Annotated in this window: 21 protein-coding genes and 1 pseudogene; all 22 read left to right on the forward strand. The window is 54.7% G+C overall.

The window, feature by feature from the left end:
• Positions 1-71 precede the first annotated feature (71 nt).
• Positions 72-1,451 carry a cobyrinate a,c-diamide synthase gene (locus ACE15A_RS08180; protein ID WP_023245830.1) on the forward strand — a complete coding sequence of 460 codons (1,380 nt, stop codon included), beginning with the start codon at positions 72-74 and terminating at the stop codon, positions 1,449-1,451.
• Complete coding sequence (gene cbiB, locus ACE15A_RS08185) at positions 1,448-2,407, forward strand: adenosylcobinamide-phosphate synthase CbiB (protein WP_023245829.1); 960 nt, start codon at positions 1,448-1,450, stop codon at positions 2,405-2,407. The genes ACE15A_RS08180 and cbiB overlap by 4 nt, the downstream gene beginning before the upstream one ends.
• 10 nt (positions 2,408-2,417) lie before the next feature.
• Positions 2,418-3,050, forward strand: a complete 633-nt coding sequence (locus ACE15A_RS08190) for a cobalt-precorrin-8 methylmutase (protein ID WP_053510292.1) — start codon at positions 2,418-2,420, stop codon at positions 3,048-3,050.
• Complete coding sequence (cbiD, locus tag ACE15A_RS08195) at positions 3,050-4,189, forward strand: cobalt-precorrin-5B (C(1))-methyltransferase CbiD (protein ID WP_053510290.1); 1,140 nt, start codon at positions 3,050-3,052, stop codon at positions 4,187-4,189. Before ACE15A_RS08190 ends, cbiD begins: the two co-directional genes overlap by 1 nt.
• The gene (locus ACE15A_RS08200) at positions 4,183-4,788 is read left to right on the forward strand and encodes a cobalt-precorrin-7 (C(5))-methyltransferase (RefSeq protein ID WP_053510288.1); all 606 of its coding nucleotides are present in this window, start codon (positions 4,183-4,185) and stop codon (positions 4,786-4,788) included. Before cbiD ends, ACE15A_RS08200 begins: the two co-directional genes overlap by 7 nt.
• Positions 4,778-5,347 (forward strand): decarboxylating cobalt-precorrin-6B (C(15))-methyltransferase, encoded by a 570-nt coding sequence (locus ACE15A_RS08205; protein ID WP_053510286.1) that lies wholly within the window; start codon positions 4,778-4,780, stop codon positions 5,345-5,347. The genes ACE15A_RS08200 and ACE15A_RS08205 overlap by 11 nt, the downstream gene beginning before the upstream one ends.
• Complete coding sequence (locus tag ACE15A_RS08210) at positions 5,340-6,113, forward strand: cobalt-precorrin-4 methyltransferase (RefSeq protein WP_053510283.1); 774 nt, start codon at positions 5,340-5,342, stop codon at positions 6,111-6,113. The genes ACE15A_RS08205 and ACE15A_RS08210 overlap by 8 nt, the downstream gene beginning before the upstream one ends.
• Positions 6,094-7,149, forward strand: a complete 1,056-nt coding sequence (cbiG, locus tag ACE15A_RS08215) for a cobalt-precorrin 5A hydrolase (protein ID WP_023249084.1) — start codon at positions 6,094-6,096, stop codon at positions 7,147-7,149. The genes ACE15A_RS08210 and cbiG overlap by 20 nt, the downstream gene beginning before the upstream one ends.
• On the forward strand, positions 7,149-7,874 hold the full coding sequence (locus ACE15A_RS08220) for a precorrin-3B C(17)-methyltransferase (RefSeq protein WP_023249083.1): 726 nt from the start codon (positions 7,149-7,151) through the stop codon (positions 7,872-7,874). Before cbiG ends, ACE15A_RS08220 begins: the two co-directional genes overlap by 1 nt.
• Positions 7,871-8,662 (forward strand): cobalt-precorrin-6A reductase, encoded by a 792-nt coding sequence (locus ACE15A_RS08225; protein WP_023249082.1) that lies wholly within the window; start codon positions 7,871-7,873, stop codon positions 8,660-8,662. The genes ACE15A_RS08220 and ACE15A_RS08225 overlap by 4 nt, the downstream gene beginning before the upstream one ends.
• A 2-nt stretch (positions 8,663-8,664) precedes the next feature.
• On the forward strand, positions 8,665-9,459 hold the full coding sequence (locus ACE15A_RS08230; protein WP_053510281.1) for a sirohydrochlorin cobaltochelatase: 795 nt from the start codon (positions 8,665-8,667) through the stop codon (positions 9,457-9,459).
• Positions 9,456-10,169, forward strand: a complete 714-nt coding sequence (locus ACE15A_RS08235; RefSeq protein WP_023249080.1) for a cobalt-factor II C(20)-methyltransferase — start codon at positions 9,456-9,458, stop codon at positions 10,167-10,169. Before ACE15A_RS08230 ends, ACE15A_RS08235 begins: the two co-directional genes overlap by 4 nt.
• A complete protein-coding gene (gene cbiM / locus ACE15A_RS08240) occupies positions 10,166-10,903 on the forward strand; it encodes a cobalt ECF transporter S component CbiM (RefSeq protein ID WP_053510279.1) in 738 nt (245 codons plus the stop codon). Before ACE15A_RS08235 ends, cbiM begins: the two co-directional genes overlap by 4 nt.
• A gap of 1 nt (position 10,904) precedes the next feature.
• Positions 10,905-11,186: an energy-coupling factor ABC transporter substrate-binding protein gene (locus tag ACE15A_RS08245; protein WP_023249078.1), complete on the forward strand. Its 282-nt coding sequence runs from the start codon at positions 10,905-10,907 to the stop codon at positions 11,184-11,186.
• Positions 11,173-11,850, forward strand: coding sequence for an energy-coupling factor ABC transporter transmembrane protein (locus ACE15A_RS08250; RefSeq protein WP_023249077.1), 678 nt, complete (start codon positions 11,173-11,175; stop codon positions 11,848-11,850). Before ACE15A_RS08245 ends, ACE15A_RS08250 begins: the two co-directional genes overlap by 14 nt.
• An 8-nt stretch (positions 11,851-11,858) precedes the next feature.
• Entirely contained in the window at positions 11,859-12,674 is an 816-nt protein-coding gene (locus ACE15A_RS08255) for an energy-coupling factor ABC transporter ATP-binding protein (protein ID WP_053510277.1), read from the forward strand.
• Positions 12,671-14,191, forward strand: a complete 1,521-nt coding sequence (locus ACE15A_RS08260; protein WP_053510275.1) for a cobyric acid synthase — start codon at positions 12,671-12,673, stop codon at positions 14,189-14,191. Before ACE15A_RS08255 ends, ACE15A_RS08260 begins: the two co-directional genes overlap by 4 nt.
• Complete coding sequence (cobU, locus tag ACE15A_RS08265) at positions 14,188-14,733, forward strand: bifunctional adenosylcobinamide kinase/adenosylcobinamide-phosphate guanylyltransferase (protein WP_023249074.1); 546 nt, start codon at positions 14,188-14,190, stop codon at positions 14,731-14,733. Before ACE15A_RS08260 ends, cobU begins: the two co-directional genes overlap by 4 nt.
• Positions 14,730-15,473 (forward strand): adenosylcobinamide-GDP ribazoletransferase, encoded by a 744-nt coding sequence (gene cobS / locus ACE15A_RS08270; protein ID WP_053510273.1) that lies wholly within the window; start codon positions 14,730-14,732, stop codon positions 15,471-15,473. The genes cobU and cobS overlap by 4 nt, the downstream gene beginning before the upstream one ends.
• Before the next feature lie 26 nt (positions 15,474-15,499).
• Positions 15,500-16,570, forward strand: coding sequence for a nicotinate-nucleotide--dimethylbenzimidazole phosphoribosyltransferase (gene cobT / locus ACE15A_RS08275; protein WP_023249072.1), 1,071 nt, complete (start codon positions 15,500-15,502; stop codon positions 16,568-16,570).
• Positions 16,571-16,647: 77 nt separating this feature from the next.
• A complete protein-coding gene (ldtA, locus tag ACE15A_RS08280) occupies positions 16,648-17,577 on the forward strand; it encodes a L,D-transpeptidase (RefSeq protein WP_053510271.1) in 930 nt (309 codons plus the stop codon).
• A gap of 629 nt (positions 17,578-18,206) precedes the next feature.
• Positions 18,207-19,527 (forward strand): annotated as a pseudogene (locus ACE15A_RS08285) (hypothetical protein); the annotation flags it as partial.
• Positions 19,528-19,892: the final 365 nt, after the last annotated feature.

A 19,892-nucleotide genomic window follows, 5' to 3' on the forward strand; every position in this document is an offset into this window, starting at 1 on the left:
GACGCGTACAGTCGAAAGACTGAACATGCGCGTACCTGTATACCCCTACCACCCTGAACAGGATCAGGGTAATGGCGGCAAGGCATCACGCATTTATTCTTGCAGGCACAGGAAGCGGTTGTGGCAAAACCACGGTGACGCTTGGTTTGCTGAGGCTGCTGCAAAAACGCGCGCTGCGCGTACAGCCGTTTAAAGTTGGGCCAGATTACCTTGATACCGGCTGGCATACCGCTATCTGTGGCGTGGTGTCCCGTAATCTTGACAGTTTCATGCTTCCTCCTCCTGTTCTCAACGCCTTATTTTGCGAACAAATGCAGCGGGCGGATGTCGCTGTCATTGAGGGGGTCATGGGGCTGTATGACGGCTATGGCGTCGACCCCAATTATTGCAGTACAGCCGCAATGGCAAAACAGCTTGACTGCCCGGTCATACTACTGGTGGACGGCAAGGCTGTTTCAACGTCGCTTGCGGCTACCGTTATGGGATTTCAGCACTTCGACCCGACCCTCAACCTCGCGGGCGTGATTGTGAATCGCGTCACTAGCGACGCCCACTATCAGCTCCTCAAAAATGCCATTGAACATTATTGCTCACTGCCGGTACTGGGGTATGTCCCTCCTTGCGACGGCGTCGCATTACCTGAACGCCACCTGGGGTTGATTACCGCCAGAGAATCCCTCGTCAATCAGCAATCATGGCATGATTTTGTCGCTACGCTGGAACAAACAGTGGATGTGGATGCGCTACTCTCGCTGAGTCTGTTATCAGCGCTTCCGGCGGGAACGTGGCCTGAACGCCCAGGTAAAACGGCGGGGGCAGGGCTGACGCTTGCTCTGGCGGATGATGAAGCCTTTAACTTTTATTACCCCGACAACATCGATTTGCTGGAACGTGCCGGCGTTAACATTGTGCGTTTTAGCCCACTGCATGACCGCATATTGCCTGACTGTCAGATGATCTGGCTGGGCGGTGGATATCCTGAATTATACGCCGCGGATCTGGCGGCAAATACGATGATGTTAAAACATTTGCGGGCTGCGCATCAGCGCGGCGCGGCGATTTATGCGGAGTGTGGCGGTCTGATGTATCTGGGGAGCACTCTGGAGGATAGCGGCGGAGAAATTCATCAGATGGCGGATATTATCCCCGGCCACAGCAAAATGGGTAAGCGACTTACCCGCTTTGGTTACTGTGAAGCGCGGGCTATGCAGCCAACGCTATTGGCGGCGCCTGGCGAGATAGTGCGCGGTCATGAATTTCACTACTCAGATTTTATCCCCGAAACACCCGCCGTTATGGCCTGTCGTAAGGTTCGCGATGACCGCGTGTTACAGGAATGGACTGGCGGCTGGCAGACAGGCAACACGTTTGCCAGCTACCTGCATGTCCATTTCGCCCAGCGTCCGGAAATGTTGCAGCACTGGCTGGCGGCGGCGAGGCGCGTATCATGACGATCCTTGCCTGGTGTATCGCCTGGGTGCTGGATTTTATCATCGGCGACCCTCAACACTGGCCTCATCCGGTACGCTGGATAGGTCGTTTAATCACGTTTGTGCAGCGAATTGTGCGTCGCTATTGTCACAGCGACAAAGCGCTGCGGATTGGCGGTGGCGTAATGTGGATTGTGGTTGTCGGGGCGACCTGGGGCATGGCGTGGGGCGTACTGGCGCTGGCGCAGCGGATTCATCCCTGGTTTGGCTGGAGCGTCGAAGTCTGGATGATCTTTACCACGCTGGCCGGACGCTCTCTGGCCCGCGCCGCGCAGGAGGTTGAACGACCGTTACGGGAGGACGACCTTGCGGAAAGCCGAATAAAACTCTCCTGGATCGTCGGGCGCGATACGTCGCAACTTCAGCCAGAGCAGATCAATCGCGCCGTGGTGGAAACGGTTGCAGAGAACACCGTTGACGGCATTATCGCGCCGCTCTTTTTCCTCTTTCTCGGCGGCGTGCCGCTGGCTATGGCCTACAAAGCCGTCAATACCCTGGATTCAATGGTGGGCTACAAACATGAAAAGTATCGGGCGATTGGTATGGTTAGCGCCCGTATGGACGACGTAGCGAACTATCTTCCCGCCCGACTGAGCTGGCTGTTGCTGGGCATTGCGGCAGGACTTTGTCGCCTGAGTGGTTGGCATGCGCTGCGTATTGGCTGGCGTGACCGTTATAACCACAGTAGCCCAAATTGCGCCTGGTCGGAAGCCTGTGTGGCCGGCGCCTTAGGTATCCAGCTAGGTGGCCCAAATAGCTACTTTGGCGAGCGTGTGGACAAACCCTGGATCGGCGACGCGCAGCGCGATATTTCCGTAGACGATATTTCCCGAACGATTCGATTGATGTGGGTCGCTTCAACCCTGGCGCTGGCGCTGTTTATTGCGGCACGGTGCTGGTTATCTGGCGTGGCCTGAGGACGACAGTATGCATTATATCCAGCAGCCCCAAACCATTGAGGCCAATAGTTTCACCATTATTAGCGACATTATTCGCGAAGCGCATCCCGATTACCGTTTCGCCAGTCCGCTCCATGAGGCCATTATCAAGCGGGTTATCCATACCACCGCCGATTTCGACTGGCTGGACATTTTGTGGTTCTCTGCTGATGCGCTGGAGCAGCTTTGTGATGCGCTACGCCATCCGTGCATTATTTATACCGATACCACGATGGCGCTGTCCGGCATTAATAAAAGATTGCTGGCGACGTTTGGCGGCGAGTGTCGTTGTTATATCAGCGATCCGCGCGTGATACGCGCCGCAAAAACGCAGGGGATTACCCGTTCAATGGCTGCTGTTGATATTGCTATCGACGAGGAGGAGAAAAACAAAATCTTTGTTTTCGGCAATGCGCCGACGGCCCTGTTCCGTTTGCTTGAGCATAACGTGACGGTGAGCGGCGTGGTGGGTGTACCGGTAGGCTTTGTTGGCGCTGCGGAGTCCAAAGAGGCGCTCACCCATAGCCATTTCCCGGCGATTGCCGCGTTAGGGCGTAAAGGCGGCAGTAACGTAGCCGCCGCTATCGTCAATGCGCTGCTTTATCACCTCCGGGAGGCTTGATGAGCGAGCTTTCTTTTGACGCGCCGGTCTGGCATCACGGTAAAGCGTTACGTAAAGGATATACCACCGGTTCCTGCGCGACGGCGGCGGCAAAAGTCGCCGCGCTGATGATATTGCGTCAACATCTAATTCATCAGGTCTCCATCGTCACGCCGTCGGGCGTCACGCTATGCCTGAACGTGGAGTCGCCGCACATTGAAGGCCAGCAGGCGATAGCCGCAATTCGTAAAGATGGCGGCGATGACGTGGATGCCACGCACGGGATGTTGATTTTTGCCCGCGTTACGCTCAACGACAGCGGTGAGATTACGCTCACTGGCGGCGAAGGTATTGGTACGGTAACGCGTAAAGGGGTCGGACTGCCGCTCGGGAGCGCCGCTATCAATCGTACGCCGCGCCATACCATTGAGTCTGCGATGCGCGAAGCGATAGGCCCGGCGCGTGGGGCCGATGTGGAGATTTTTGCCCCGGAAGGCGAAGCGCGGGCGCAAAAAACGTATAACTCGCGGCTTGGCATTCTTGGCGGCATTTCCATTATTGGCACTACTGGCATTGTGACGCCGATGTCGGAAGAAAGCTGGAAACGCTCGCTATCGCTGGAGCTGGAGATCAAACGGGCGTCAGGATTAACGCGGGTGATACTCGTGCCGGGCAATCACGGCGAACGGTTTGTTCGCGAACAAATGGGCGTCGACACACAGGCGGTCGTCACCATGAGCAATTTTGTCGGCTACATGATTGAAGAGGCGGTACGGCTGGGATTTCGCCAGATAGTGCTGGTGGGTCATCCTGGAAAATTGATCAAAATCGCTGCCGGGATCTTCCATACCCATAGCCATATTGCCGATGCGCGGATGGAAACGCTGGTCGCGCATTTAGCTCTACTGGGCGCGCCGCTGGAGTTACTCACTCTGGTCGGCGATTGCGATACCACCGAAGCGGCAATGGAGCACATTGAAGCATATGGCTTCGGGCATATCTACAACCATCTTGCCAGGCGTATTTGTTTGCGAGTCATACAGATGCTGCGTTTTACCAAAACGCTGCCTGTCTGCGACGCCATCCTGTTTTCTTTTGATAACCATATTCTCGGTAGTAATCGTCCCGTCGACGAGATTGCTAAGGAGCTGCAATGCTAACGGTCGTGGGAATGGGGCCCGCCGGACGGCATTTGATGACGCCTGCGGCGCTGGAAGCGATAGACCATGCCGATGCGCTGGCAGGCGGTAAACGCCATTTGGCGCAGTTTCCGACGTTTGGCGGCGAACGATTTACGCTGGGCGCGGATATTGGCGCGTTGTTGTCCTGGATTGCCGCCCGTCGGGATAAACGGATCGTGGTGCTGGCCTCCGGCGATCCGCTGTTTTATGGCATCGGTACGCGCATGGTGGCCCATTTTGGTATTGAGCATGTTCGCATTATCCCAGGGATCAGCGCCGTACAGTATCTGTGCGCGCAGGCTGGAATTGATATGAATGACATGTGGTTGACCAGTAGTCACGGTCGTTGCGTCAGCTTCGAGCAACTGGCGAGCCATCGCAAAGTGGCGATGGTCACGGACGCCCGCTGCGGCCCGCGGGAAATCGCGCGGGAACTGGTCGCGCGCGGTAAAGGGCATCGCTTAATGGTGATTGGTGAAAATCTGGCGATGGAAAATGAGCGAATCCACTGGCTACCTGTCAGTGCGGTGAACGCCGACTATGAAATGAGTACAGTGGTGATCCTTGATGAAAGATGAGCTTTTTCTGCGCGGCGAGAACGTACCGATGACCAAAGAGGCAGTACGGGCGCTGGCACTGTCGAAACTTGAGCTCCACCGCGCCAGTCACCTGCTTGACGTCGGGGCGGGAACGGGAAGCGTCTCAATTGAAGCGGCGCTGCAATTTCCTTCGTTGCAGGTGACGGCTATTGAGCGCAATCCCGCCGCGTTACGGTTGCTTGATGAGAATCGTCAGCGCTTTGCCTGTGGCAATATCGATATTCTCCCCGGCGAAGCGCCAATGACCATAACCAGGAAAGCCGATGCGGTGTTTATGGGCGGCAGCGGCGGGCATCTGACGGCGCTGATTGACTGGGCGATGCGCCATCTGCATCCCGGTGGCCGCCTGGTAATGACCTTTATCTTGCAGGAAAACCTCCATGGCGCTCTGGCGCATCTTGCGCGCATCGGTGCATGCCGAATGGACTGTGTACAGCTTCAGCTCTCATCGTTAACGCCGCTGGGGGCGGGACACTATTTCAAACCGAACAATCCTGTTTTTGTTATCGCCTGTCAGAAGGAAGAAAACCATGTCTGAGACATTTGATCCACGCTGTGTGTGGTTCGTCGGCGCCGGGCCGGGCGATCGCGAGCTGATCACGCTTAAAGGATACCGTCTGCTGCAACAGGCGCAGGTAGTTATCTATGCCGGTTCGCTGATCAATACCGAACTGCTGGATTACTGCCCCGCGCAGGCAGAACGCTACGACAGCGCCGAACTGCATCTTGAGCAGATTATCGAGCTGATGGTCGCGGGCGTGAAAGCGGGAAAAACGGTGGTGCGTTTGCAAACGGGCGATGTCTCGCTGTATGGCTCCGTACGTGAGCAAGGCGAAGCGTTAACCCGCCGCGGTATTGACTGGCAGGTAGTGCCTGGCGTCAGCGCGTTTCTCGGCGCTGCGGCGGAGCTGGGCGTGGAATATACCGTACCGGAGGTATCGCAGAGTCTCATTATTACCCGTCTGGAAGGGCGTACGCCAGTACCGGCGCGCGAACAACTGGAGGCTTTCGCCAGTCACCAGACGTCGATGGCGATTTATCTCTCCGTTCAGCGTATTCACCGGGTGGCGGAACGTCTCATTGTCGGCGGTTATCCGGCAACTACGCCTGTCGCGGTCATCTATAAGGCTACCTGGCCGGAAAGCCAGACCGTTCGCGGCACGTTAGCGGATATTAGCGACAAAGTACGTGATGCTGGCATCCGTAAGACGGCGCTGATCCTGGTCGGGAATTTTCTGGGTAAGGAGTATCACTACTCAAGACTCTATGCAGCGGACTTTAGCCATGAATACCGTAAAGCCTGAATCCATTGCGTTGTTTTGCCTGACGCCCGGCGGTGTGGCGCTGGCAAAGAGACTTGCCGCGATGCTGCCGTTAACCTGCTTTACCAGTGAAAAACTGCGGGAAGAGGGATTTATTCCCTTCGACGGCGGATTCGCTAATACCGCGCGGCAGGCTTTTACCACCTATACCGCGCTCATTTTTATCGGCGCGACCGGCATTGCCGTTCGTGTCCTGGCGCCGTTAGTGAACGACAAGTTCAGCGATCCGGCGGTGGTCGTCATTGATGAACGTGGTCAGCATGTCATTAGCCTGCTTTCCGGTCATGCGGGCGGGGCCAATGCCTTGACGCGCTACCTGGCAGGAATGTTAGGCGCCGATCCGGTGATTACCACGGCAACGGATATCAATGAGATGTCCGCGTTGGACACCTTAGCTTTCCAGCTTAATGCCCGCATGACTGATCTTCGAACGGCGGTAAAAACCGTTAACCAGATGTTGGTTAGTCATCAACGTGTGGGGTTATGGTGGGATGCCGAACTGACGGAAGACATCGGCCAGTGCGATATTCGCGGTTTTATCCCTGTTGATGATTTGCAGCGGTTGCCTGAACTGGATGTGCTGATCTGCGTCTCTTTGCGTAATGACCTCCCTGAGCTTCCCGTACTGCACTGGAAACTGGTGCCCCAGCGCGTGGTGGCGGGAATTGGCTGTCGCCGCGATACGCCATTTCCCCTGTTAGCGACATTACTGGCGCGCCAGCTTGAAGCGCAAAAACTCGATCCGCTGGCGTTAAAAGCGATTGGCAGCGTCACGCTCAAAAAAGGGGAGCCGGGGCTTATTCAGCTCGCCTCCTGCTGCCGCGTGCCTTTTAAAACCTTTACCGCCGAAGCGTTGCGCGAATTCGAACACCATTTTCCTGGTTCTGGCTTCGTCAGAAAAACGGTGGGCGTTAGCAGCGTATCCGGCCCGGCAGCGTGGTTATTAAGCCAGGGACAATTGTTAGGCGAGACCCTGCGAGAACAGGGCGTCACTATTACTTTAGGAGTTGCACACTGATGTTGAGCGTAATTGGTATTGGCCCCGGTTCGCAGGCAATGATGACGATGGAGGCTATCGACGCGCTTCAGGCGGCGGAAATCGTCGTGGGCTACAAAACCTATACCCATCTGGTTAAAGCATTCACCGGCGACAAACAGGTGATCAAGACCGGCATGTGTAAGGAGATTGAACGCTGCCAGGCGGCTATTGAACTGGCGCAGGCCGGGCATAACGTAGCGCTAATCAGCAGCGGCGATGCGGGGATTTACGGCATGGCGGGTCTGGTGTTGGAACTGGTCGGCAAACAGAAACTGGACGTTGAGGTGCGGCTCATTCCTGGCATGACCGCCAGCATCGCCGCCGCCTCTTTACTGGGCGCGCCGCTGATGCATGACTTCTGCCATATCAGCCTGAGTGATTTGCTCACGCCGTGGCCGGTTATTGAAAAACGTATTGTCGCTGCCGGAGAAGCAGACTTTGTTATCTGTTTTTACAACCCGCGTAGCCGCGGGCGCGAAGGGCATCTGGCGCGCGCGTTTGAACTGCTTGCCGCCAGTAAAAGTGCGCAAACGCCGGTTGGCGTGGTGAAATCCGCTGGACGTAAGAAAGAGGAAAAATGGCTGACTACGCTCGGCGATATGGATTTTGAACCGGTAGATATGACCAGTCTGGTCATTGTCGGTAATAAAACGACCTATGTTCAGGATGGGCTGATGATCACGCCGCGAGGTTACACGCTGTGAAAGAGGGGGAGGTGCTGGTGGTGGGCGGTACCAGCGATGCGCGCGCGTTATGCCGACAACTGGATGCGGCGAAAGTCGCATACACCTTATCCGTGGCGACGCCAGCCGGAAAAGCGCTGGCTGGCGATATTAAAGGACAGGTGCGCTGCGGTCGTCTGGAGTACGGGCAGATGGTCGCCTGGCTAAAAGAAAACCGCACTCGCTGGGTAATAGACGCATCGCATCCCTATGCGGAAATGGTCAGCCATAACCTCCTTCGCGCCTGTGAAACGGCGGGCGTGTTGTTAAGTCGTTATCAGCGTCCGGATCAGCTTAGCAATCTGACGCATCCGCTTCTCTATACGGCGCGCAGTATTGCCGATGCCTGCGAGATAGCGAGGCGTTTTGGTCCGCGCGTTTTACTGACGACCGGCAGTAAAGATTTGGCCGTCTGGCGTGCCGGACTGGCGGAAAAAACGTTGCTGGCGCGCGTACTGCCCGTGGCGGAGGTGATTCAACGCTGCAGCGAACTGGGGTTCGGCGTTGGAGAGATTTTCGCACTGTGCGGGCCGTTCAGCGCTGATTTCAACGCCGCGTTTTACCACCAATGCCGGGCCGACGTGGTCATTACCAAAGCGTCCGGCGCGGAGGGGGGATATCAGGAAAAAGTCCGGCCCTGTCTGGATGCGGGCATTCCCTGCATCGTTATTGCGCGCCCGACGCCGCTCGTGACGGGTGATGAATTACTGGAAAGCCAGGCCGCCTTTGCGCAGCGTTTATCGCGCTGGCTGGCCGCAGCTAAGGAGTAAAAATGAAAAAAGCGCTTCTGGTGGTCAGTTTTGGCACCAGCTATCACGACACCTGTGAAAAAAACATTGTGGCGTGCGAGCGTGATCTGGCGGCGTCCTGTCCCGATCGCGACCTGTTTCGCGCCTTCACTTCCGGAATGATCATTCGCAAGCTTCGCCAGCGTGACGGTATCGACATCGATACGCCATTCCAGGCTTTGCAAAAGCTTGCTGCACAGGGATATCAGGACGTGGCGATTCAGTCGTTGCACATTATTAACGGCGACGAATATGAAAAAATTGCCCGTGAAGTACAAACCTTGCGTCCGTTATTTACTCGCCTGACTCTGGGCGTGCCGCTGCTGAGCAGCCATAACGATTATGTGCAGCTAATGCAGGCGTTGCTACAACAGATGCCATCGCTCAGACACACGGAGAAAGTCGTTTTTATGGGCCACGGCGCCAGCCATCATGCATTCGCAGCTTATGCCTGCCTCGATCATATGATGACCGCGCAGCGCTTCCCGGCGCGCGTCGGCGCCGTAGAAAGTTATCCAGAGGTCGATATCCTGATCGACAGCCTGCGTGACGAAGGTGTCACCGGCGTACATTTGATGCCACTAATGCTGGTGGCGGGCGATCACGCCATTAATGATATGGCTTCAGACGACGGCGACTCATGGAAAATGCGCTTTAACGCGGCGGGCATTCCGGCGACGCCGTGGCTGAGCGGGCTGGGAGAAAACCCGGCTATCCGGGCGATGTTTGTCGCGCATTTGCGTCAGGCGCTGAACATGGCGGTAGAGGAGGCGGCATGAACGGTAAATTATACGCATTAAGTACCGGGCCTGGCGCGCCCGATCTGATTACCGTTCGCGCAGCGCGGATTCTTGGCGCGCTGGACATTCTGTATGCGCCCGCTGGTCGTAAGGGCGGCGATAGTCTGGCGCTGTCGATTGTGCGCGACTATCTCGGCGAGCAGACGGAAGTACGTTGTTGCCATTTCCCTATGAGTACTGACAGCGCCGAGAAAGAAGCGGTCTGGAACGAGGTTGCCGCCGCGCTTACCGCAGAGGTAGGGGCTGGTAAACAGGTCGGTTTTATTACCCTTGGCGATGCGATGCTATTCAGTACCTGGATTTTTTTACTCCAGCGTATCGGTTGCCCGGCGTGGCTGGAGATTGTCCCCGGCGTCACCTCCTTCGCCGCGATAGCCGCCCGGGCGAAAATGCCGCTCGCCATAGAGCAGCAATCGCTGGCGGTTATTTCTTGTACCGCGCCGGAAGCGGAAATAGCCCAGGCGCTACAACAGCATGATAGCCTGGTGTTGATGAAAGTGTATGGCCGGTTCGCCCGTATTAAAGCGTTGCTGGCGCAGGCTGGCCTGCTGGAGTGCGCCTTAATGATGTCCGAGGCCACGCTGCCCGGCGAGCAGTGCTGGCGTCATCTCCACGAGGTCAACGATGATCGACCGTTGCCCTATTTTTCGACCATTCTGGTCAACAAACAGTGGGAGTATGCAGAATGAAACTTGAACAGCAGCTTAGACAGTTGTCTTTCAGTGGACTGGCTGCAGCACTATTGCTGATGGTTGTCCCGCAACAGGCGTTTGCGATGCATATCATGGAGGGCTTTTTACCGCCAGTGTGGGCGCTGGCCTGGTGGTTACTGTTTTTACCCTGCTTGTGGTATGGGCTGGTGCGCTTACGGCGTATTGTGCAGGAGGATAATCATCAGAAGGTACTGTTGGCGCTGTGCGGCGCGTTTATTTTTGTCCTGTCCGCGCTCAAAATTCCGTCGGTAACGGGGAGTTGTTCACATCCGACCGGCGTTGGTCTGGCGGTTATCTTGTTCGGGCCCGGGGTGGTGGCGATTCTCGGCGCGGTTGTGCTGCTGTTTCAGGCGCTGTTGCTGGCGCACGGCGGTCTGACGACGCTTGGCGCAAACGGAATGTCGATGGCGGTGATTGGTCCGGTTGTCGGTTATCTGGTGTGGAAGATGGCCTGCCGCGCCGGACTGCGCCGCGATGTCGCCGTTTTTCTGTGCGCGATGCTGGCGGATTTGGCAACCTATTTTGTGACTTCAGTCCAGCTTGGCGTTGCGTTTCCCGATCCCCATGCCGGAGCGACAGGGTCTGTTGTGAAGTTTATGGGGATTTTCTGCCTCACACAGATTCCTGTCGCCATTGCCGAAGGTTTATTAACCGTCATGATTTATGACCAGTTAACCAAACGGCAATTGATTACCGTACAAGGACATTAAAATGAAAAAAACGTTGATGTTGTTAGCGATGGTGGTGGCGCTGGTGATTCTGCCGTTTTTTATTAACCATGGCGGTGAATATGGCGGTTCAGACGGAGAAGCGGAAAGCCAGATTCAGACTATTGCGCCGCAGTATAAACCCTGGTTTCAGCCGCTGTATGAGCCTGCCAGCGGTGAAATTGAAAGCCTGCTGTTTACCCTTCAGGGCTCTCTCGGCGCGGCGGTGATTTTCTATATTCTGGGTTACTGCAAAGGTAAACAACGCCGTGATGACCGGGCTTGACCGACTCAGCTATCAAAGCCGCTGGGTACACGTTGCGCCGCAGCGCAAGTTTTTGCTGTGGCTGGCGATGATGATACTGGCGTTTGTTCTGCCGCCTGTGGGGCAGGGCATTGAGCTGCTGATCATTGCCGGATTGAGCTGTTGGCTATTGCGGATATCCCTCTGGCGTTGGTGTCGATGGATGGCGATACCTTTGGGATTTTTGTTGGTCGGCGTGATAACGATTATCTTCAGCATCAGCCGCGAGCCGCAAATGCTGCTGGCTGGCGTATCTGTCGGGCCGTACTGGATCGGGATTACCCGTGCGGGCGTGGTCACGGCGAATGCAACGTTCTGGCGTAGCCTGACGGCGCTGGCCGCGACTCTGTGGCTGGTGATGAATCTACCGTTTCCGCAGTTAATTAGTCTGCTTAAACGCGCGCATGTTCCACGCCTGCTTACCGAGCAAATCCTGTTAATGTGGCGCTTTATCTTTATTCTTCTGGATGAGGCGGTGGCAATCCGTCGCGCGCAAACGCTGCGTTTTGGTTATTGCAGTCTGCCTAACGGCTATCGATCTCTGGCGATGCTGGCTGGACTCCTGTTTACGCGGGTGTTAATGCGTTATCAGCAAATGACCACCACGCTGGATATCAAACTGTATCAGGGTGATTTTCACCTGTAAGGACTATTATGCTTGCCACTTCAGACCTGTGGTTCCGTTATCAGGATGAGCCGGTACTTAAAGGGTTAAATCTGGATTTTTCGCTCTCGCCTGTTACCGGTTTGGTGGGCGCGAACGGTTGTGGGAAGTCTACGCTTTTTATGAACCTGAACGGCCTGTTGCGCCCGCAAAAGGGCGCCGTGTTGTGGCAGGGAAAACCGCTGGATTACAGTAAACGCGGACTACTGGCGCTGCGCCAGCACGTTGCGACGGTTTTTCAGGACCCCGAGCAGCAGATTTTTTATACTGATATCGATAGCGACATTGCGTTTAGTTTACGTAATTTGGGCGTGCCGGAGGCGGAAATCACGCGCCGCGTCGACGAGGCGCTAACGCTGGTTGATGCTCAACATTTTCGCCATCAGCCCATTCAGTGTTTGAGTCATGGGCAAAAAAAACGTGTGGCTATCGCCGGAGCGCTGGTGCTACAGGCACGCTATCTATTGCTGGATGAACCCACTGCCGGTCTCGATCCCGCGGGGCGCGCCCAGATGATCGCTATCATCAGGCGGATTGTGGCGCAGGGAAATCATGTCATTATCTCCAGCCATGATATCGATCTTATTTATGAAATTAGCGATGCCGTATACGTGCTACGCCAGGGCCAGGTCCTGACGTATGGCGCGCCTGACGAGGTTTTCGCGTGTACGGAAGCGATGGAACAAGCGGGGCTAACCCAGCCCTGGCTGGTCAAACTTCATACTCAACTGGGACTGCCGCTGTGTAAAACAGAAACGGAGTTTTTTCATCGAATGCAAAAGTGCGCATTCAGGGAGGCGTCATGACGCAGGCAGTTATGTTGCAGGGGACGGCATCCGATGTTGGCAAAAGTGTGCTGGCGGCGGGTTTATGCCGCATTTTTTATCAGGATGGTCTGCGTACCGCGCCGTTTAAATCGCAAAATATGGCGCTTAATTCTGGTATTACGCCGGATGGTAAAGAGATGGGGCGGGCGCAGATTTTTCAGGCGGAAGCCGCGGGGATCACGCCAGATGTGCGTATGAATCCGGTGCTGCTCAAACCGACCAGCGATCGCCAGGCGCAGGTCGTGCTGATGGGGAAAGTGGCGACCAATATGGATGCGGTCAGTTACCATGACTATAAACCGCATTTGCGTGAGCAAATTCTTGCGGTCTATAACAGCCTGGCGCAGGAATATGACGTTATTGTGCTGGAAGGCGCCGGAAGCCCGGCGGAAATCAATCTGCGCGATCGTGATATCGTCAATATGGGAATGGCGGAAATGGCCCAGTGTCCGGTTATTCTGGTGGCGGATATCGACCGGGGCGGCGTATTCGCCGCTATTTATGGCACGCTGGCACTGCTGCATAAACAGGAGCGTGACAGAGTAAAGGGCGTCATTATCAACAAATTCCGCGGCGACGTGGCGCTGCTCTATTCCGGTATCGAACAAATCGAATCGCTTACCGGCGTCCCGGTCCTGGGAGTGATGCCGTGGCTGGATGTGGATCTGGAAGATGAAGATGGCGTCGCGCTGCAAAACGATAAATATCGCGGTAACGACCCTCGTGATATCACCATTGCCATCGTGCAACTGCCACATATTTCTAACTTTACGGATTTTAACCCCCTGGCAGCCCAGCCGGATGTGCGCATACGCTATGTCCGTCGCCCGGAAGCGTTGACTGACGTTGATCTGGTGATCCTGCCGGGCAGTAAGAATACGCTGAGCGACCTCGCCTGGCTGCGCGAAAGCGGGATGGCGGATGCGGTATTGCAGACACATCGACAGGGCGTGCCGGTGATGGGAATTTGCGGCGGCTACCAGATGCTGGGCGACACCATTGTGGATGAGGTGGAGTCGGGGCTGGGTACGCAGCCGGGCCTGGGGCTGCTTAATACGATCACTCGCTTTGCACAGGATAAAACCACGACGCAGGTTAACGCGACAATGTCAGGCGAACTGCCCGGCTGGCTGGCTGCCGCGGCGGGGCTACCGGTACGCGGTTATGAAATCCATATGGGGGAAACGGTGCTGCAGGAAGGATGCTGTACGGCCATGACGTTACAGAAAAATGGATGCCCTATGGCGGATGGCGCGGTTACTGCCGACGGACTGGCGTTCGGCACTTACCTTCACGGCCTGTTTGACAGCGATGCGTTTACCCGTGCGGTGGTCAATGGCTTACGGGCGCGAAAAGGACTTGCGCCGCGGGAAACGGCTTTTTGTTATGCGGAGCATAAAGCGCGGCAATTTGATCTGCTGGCGGAGGCGATGCGGCAACATATTGATATTGATAAAATTTATACCATCATGCAACAGCACCAGGAGCCAGTATGATGATTCTGGTGACGGGCGGGGCGCGTAGCGGAAAAAGCCGCCATGCTGAAACCTTAATTGGCGATGCGCCGCAGGTACTGTATATCGCCACCTCGCACATTCTTGATGACGAGATGGCGGCGAGAATTCAGCATCATAAAGATGGCAGGCCGGCACACTGGCGGACCGCAGAATGCTGGCGGCATCTTGATACGTTGATTACCGCGGATCTTGCCCCTGACGACGCGATTTTGCTGGAGTGTATGACCACGATGGTGACGAATCTGCTGTTTGCGCTGGGAGGAGAAAACGATCCCGAACAGTGGGATTACGCGGCGATGGAGCGTGCCATTGAAGATGAAATTCGGATTTTAATTGCAGCCTGCCAGCGCTGCCCGGCGAAAGTGGTACTGGTTACAAATGAGGTGGGAATGGGGATCGTCCCGGAAAACCGTCTGGCGCGCCATTTTCGTGATATTGCCGGTCGGGTAAACCAACGACTGGCGGCAGCGGCGGATGAGGTCTGGCTGGTAGTCTCAGGTATTGGAGTCAAAATTAAATGAGTAAGCTGTTTTGGGCCATGCTCGCTTTTATTAGCCGCTTGCCCGTGCCGTCGCGTTGGTCGCAGGGACTGGACTTCGAGCAGTATTCGCGCGGGATTGTGATGTTTCCCTTTGTCGGGTTGATTCTGGGGGGGCTCAGCGGCCTGGTTTTTATCCTCCTGCAACCCTGGTGCGGTATTCCGTTGGCGGCGTTGTTCTGTATTCTGGCGTTGGCGCTGCTGACCGGCGGTTTTCATCTGGATGGTCTGGCCGATACCTGCGATGGCATTTTTTCCGCGCGCCGTCGTGAGCGGATGCTGGAGATTATGCGCGATAGCCGTCTGGGAACCCACGGAGGGCTGGCGCTTATTTTTGTGCTACTGGCAAAAATTCTGGTCATCAGCGAACTGGCGTTACGCGGAGCGCCAATGTTGGCGGCGCTGGCAGCGGCTTGTACGGCTGGACGCGGCAGCGCCGTTTTATTGATGTACCATCATCGTTACGCCCGTGAAGAGGGGCTTGGCAACGTATTTATCGGTAAAGTCAGCGGACGGCAAACCTGCGTTACGCTGGGATTGGCGGTAATCGTCGCCACGGTATTGCTGCCCGGTATGCAGGGACTGGCCGCAATGGTGGTCACACTCACGGCGATTTTCATCCTCGGCCAGTTGCTTAAACGTACGCTTGGCGGGCAAACCGGCGATACGCTGGGCGCGGCGATCGAACTTGGCGAACTGATCTTTCTGCTGGCTCTGTTATGAGCCGATTATTACGGACGAGACATCTTATGCAGACACTACACGCTTTACTCCGTGACATTCCCGCGCCGGATGCCGACGCGATGACGCGGGCGCAGCAACATATTGACGGCCTGCTCAAACCGCCGGGCAGCCTGGGGAGACTGGAAGCCTTAGCTGTTCAGCTCGCAGGAATGCCGGGTCTTCACGGTGCGCCGCAGGTAGGCGAAAAGGCGATGCTGGTGATGTGCGCCGACCATGGCGTCTGGGATGAAGGCGTGGCGGTTTCGCCCAAAATCGTGACGGCGATTCAGGCGGCGAATATGACGCGGGGAACAACCGGCGTATGCGTGCTTGCCGCTCAGGCCGGTGCGAAGGTGCATGTCATTGATGTCGGTATTGATGCCGAACCTATTCCTGGCGTAGTTAATATGCGCGTCGCGCGCGGCTGCGGAAATATCGCCGTTGGCCCGGCGATGAGTCGCTCTCAGGCTGAGGAGCTTTTGCTGGCGGTTTCCCGCTACACTTGCGACCTGGCGCAACGCGGCGTGACCTTATTTGGTGTGGGGGAGCTGGGAATGGCGAACACTACGCCAGCCGCCGCGATGGTCAGCGTTTTTACAGGAAATGATGCAAAAGAGGTGGTGGGGATTGGCGCGAATCTTCCGCCTTCCCGTATAGATCATAAAGTGGAGGTCGTGCGGCGGGCGATTGCGATTAATCAGCCCGATCCGCGTGATGGCATTGATGTATTGTCGAAGGTAGGTGGTTTTGATCTGGTCGGGATGACCGGCGTGATGCTTGGCGCGGCAAGGTGTGGCTTACCCGTATTGCTGGACGGTTTTCTTTCCTACTCGGCAGCGCTGGCGGCCTGTCAGATTGCGCCTGCGGTCAGACCTTACCTGATCCCGTCGCACTTTTCGGCGGAAAAGGGCGCCCGCATCGCGCTCGCGCATCTGGCGATGGAGCCCTATTTACATATGGCAATGCGGTTAGGTGAAGGGAGCGGCGCAGCGCTGGCGATGCCTATCGTGGAGGCCGCGTGCGCGATGTTCCACAACATGGGAGAGTTGGCGGCCAGTAATATTGTCCTGCCGGAGGAAAACGCAAACGCAACATAACCCCGGAGCACAACATCAGCAATGTGAGAAAAAAGCTATACTTAACGCACGCCTGCCGCGACAGAGGAAGGGATATAATGCGTCGTATCACACCTTTTTTTCCGCTTTTCGTTTTGTTGGTAAGCCATTTCGCGCTGGCTATAAGCTATCCATTGCCGCCCGAAGGCAGTCGTCTGGTAGGACGTCCTGTCACGATCGCCGTACCGCAGAACAATACTCAGCCCTTAGAGGCATTTGCCGCCCGCTACGGTCAGGGGCTGAGTAATATGCTTGAAGCTAATCCCGGCGTGGATGTGTTTTTACCTCAGTCTGGTTCCACACTGGTAGTGCCGCAGCAGTTGATTCTGCCTGACACCGTTCGTGAAGGTATTGTGGTAAACGTCGCCGAGATGCGCCTTTATTATTATCCCGAAGGTACGAATACGGTAGACGTATTGCCCATTGGTATTGGTCAGGCTGGCCGTGAAACGCCGCGCAACTGGATAACTGCGGTTGAACGCAAACAAGATGGTCCGGTTTGGGTGCCAACGGCTAATACGCGTCGGGAATATGCTAAAGAGGGAAAAACGCTGCCCGCGATGGTGCCAGCGGGGCCGGATAACCCTATGGGTCTGTACGCGATATACATCGGTAGGTTATACGCCATTCATGGCACCAACGCTAACTTTGGTATTGGCCTTCGTGTCAGTCAGGGCTGTATCCGTTTACGCAATGACGACATTAAATATTTATTCGACAATGTTCCTGTCGGAACCCGCGTTCAGATTATCGATAAGCCTGTTAAATTCTCGGTAGAGCCGGATGGCAGTCGTTGGCTGGAGGTACACGAACCGCTTTCGCGCAACCGTGCTGAATTTGAATCAGACAAAAAAGTTCCATTGCCCGTTACGCCAGTGCTGAGCACGTTTATCAAAGGGGATGACGTTGATACTTCGCGGGTTAATGAGGTGCTGGAACGCCGTTCCGGAATGCCGGTTAACATCAGCGCGGGCATGTCAGGCCTTTAAATATCCGACCACATTGCTGGCTGTTCTGGGCTGGAGTATCTGTATTGCTTGTTGTAGGCCGGATAAGGCATTTTATTCCGCCATCCGGCAAAATGACTTTGGGCTTGTCAGCAATTTAAAGTCTTCTTAAACACAGGCTTGTTGGACCACACTCCTTGGGGGATCTGTAAATCTCTTCGATTATTGGATAAGACGATAATATCGTCATAAAAATGAAAAAAAACATTAAAAAGTTATCGTTAAAAATGACAGGAATATCTAATGCGATTTTTTTTGAACAAAATCGTGCGACTAAAAATAAAATTAGCCGATATTATGGCGTAGATTAATTAAATGTTAGTAGATCCAATGATGGGTAAGCAGGTGATTCTGCGATAATTAAGTTGGATGTCACCAAGACTGATATTATAAAAATAACCTTTGCAAAAACTTTTCTTTGCATCCGTGGTTAAAATAAGTGAGTGAGATGTAGATATGAATTGATCAACATTATAGATGAAAGATTTTGTTTTGCCGAGTAGATGAATTATTTCAAGGAAATGTCATAGCTGCGAATGATGTCGTAATTCATTTTCACGCTTTAATATCACTAATAGAATGAAAAGGAACTGTCCAAAGATAGATGTATTGGCAGATGCCAGGTCATTGTCAGGTCGACTACCCGAAGCGCCGCTGGACAGGTATTGCAGGAGGAGCACGGTAATGGGGGGGTAAGCCGGGAATATGAGCCACAGACGCAGCGGCTGAAAAGGATAAAAACAGAACGTCCGGCAGGGCATCCGCAGGGGACAGGAGTGCTTCAGGACCTGCGTTATGAATATGTCCCGGTAGGCAACGTGAAATGTGTTCGCAATGACGCAGAAGAAACCCGGTTCTGGCGCAACCAGCAAGTGGAGCCGGAGAACCAATACGGTTATGACAGCCTCTACCAGTTGATTAGCGCCAGCGGGCGGGAAAAGGTTAATATAGGCCAACAGAACCGTTCCTTCTTCCCCGCCGACAGTATCTCCTGTACCCGTTATCTACGCACCTATACCGACGACAGCGACAACAACCTGAGTCGGATACGACACAGCGCGCCGGGGAGTAGCAACGGTTACACGACATATATCACCGTCAGCGACTGCAGTAACCGGGCCGTATTGCGTTCTCTGGCGGCGACGCCAGCAGAGGTGGAAATGCAGTTTGGCCCGGGGGGGGAGCAACTTCAGCTTCAGCCAGGCCAGACACTGGCATGGACAGCGCGTGGGGAGTTGTTGCAGGTGACGCCAGTGGAACGTGAGGGAACGCAGGACGATTGGGAATACTATCGTTACGATGCGAGAAGCCAGCGAGTGGTGAAGGGAAGTCGGCGGCGGACAGGGAGCGGGACACAGACGCAACGGGTGGTATACCTGCCGGGGCTGGAGCTGCGAACGAAAAGCAGTGGAGAAAGCCTGCAGACAGTGGTAGCGGGTAACGTGCGGTTATTGCACTGGGAGAGTGGAAAACCGGAGGGGCTTAATAATGATGGGCTGCGTTACAGCTACGATAACCTGACGGGAAACTGTGGGCTGAAGGTGGATGAGGATGGCTGCATCATTAGTGTGGAGGAATACAACCCCTACGGGGGAACGTCTGTCTGGAGCGGGAGTAGCGAAACTTTAAATACCAACCCATGGATGGGGGAACTTTACCTTATTTTGCCAGTCACATAGCACAATATCAGTATTTACTGGCAGCAGTCTCAGGGGGATGGGTAGGACAGATGCATCAACTTTGATCAGAGAAAATGTCATTAATGAGGATACATTAGCGAACACTGCCTGGTTAAAGGGCTAGAAGTTAATGTCGGCTTTTTTTAATAATACGCCAAATGGAAAATCTACCGCTAAGATTTTGCAGGCTTTTAATCTTAATGCTATATCAGTTAAAAAGGAGAATTTTTCTGTAGAATTAATGCGTAAATAATATGTCTATTTATCCGGCTGTTAATTATAAATATAGACTGCAATAATATGATTTTTTCTGACGGCTCATGTTCATTTTTAATGGGCTCTTCGCGTCAGCATCCTGACTTACTCAGAGCGCTGGATGCCATCGCCAGAAAAGCATTTAACCTGCTTTAAAGTCGTAATAGCCTGAGCGGATAGCAGTGTCAGTGAGTGCCATAGTGAAAGGCTATTTATTTAACGAACCGTGAAGCGCTCGGACGCCAAAACTACAGATGTGAAAAAACACGACAATCCTTTTCATGACAGCCGGGTTAATCTAACTGGTTGTTTTTATAAGGCATTAAGACTCACTGAGATGTCTTAATACTAAAATCTGGCTCT

The sequence above is a fragment of the Salmonella sp. HY31 genome (assembly GCF_042604575.1).
GTDB classification, from domain to species: Bacteria; Pseudomonadota; Gammaproteobacteria; order Enterobacterales; family Enterobacteriaceae; genus Salmonella; species Salmonella diarizonae.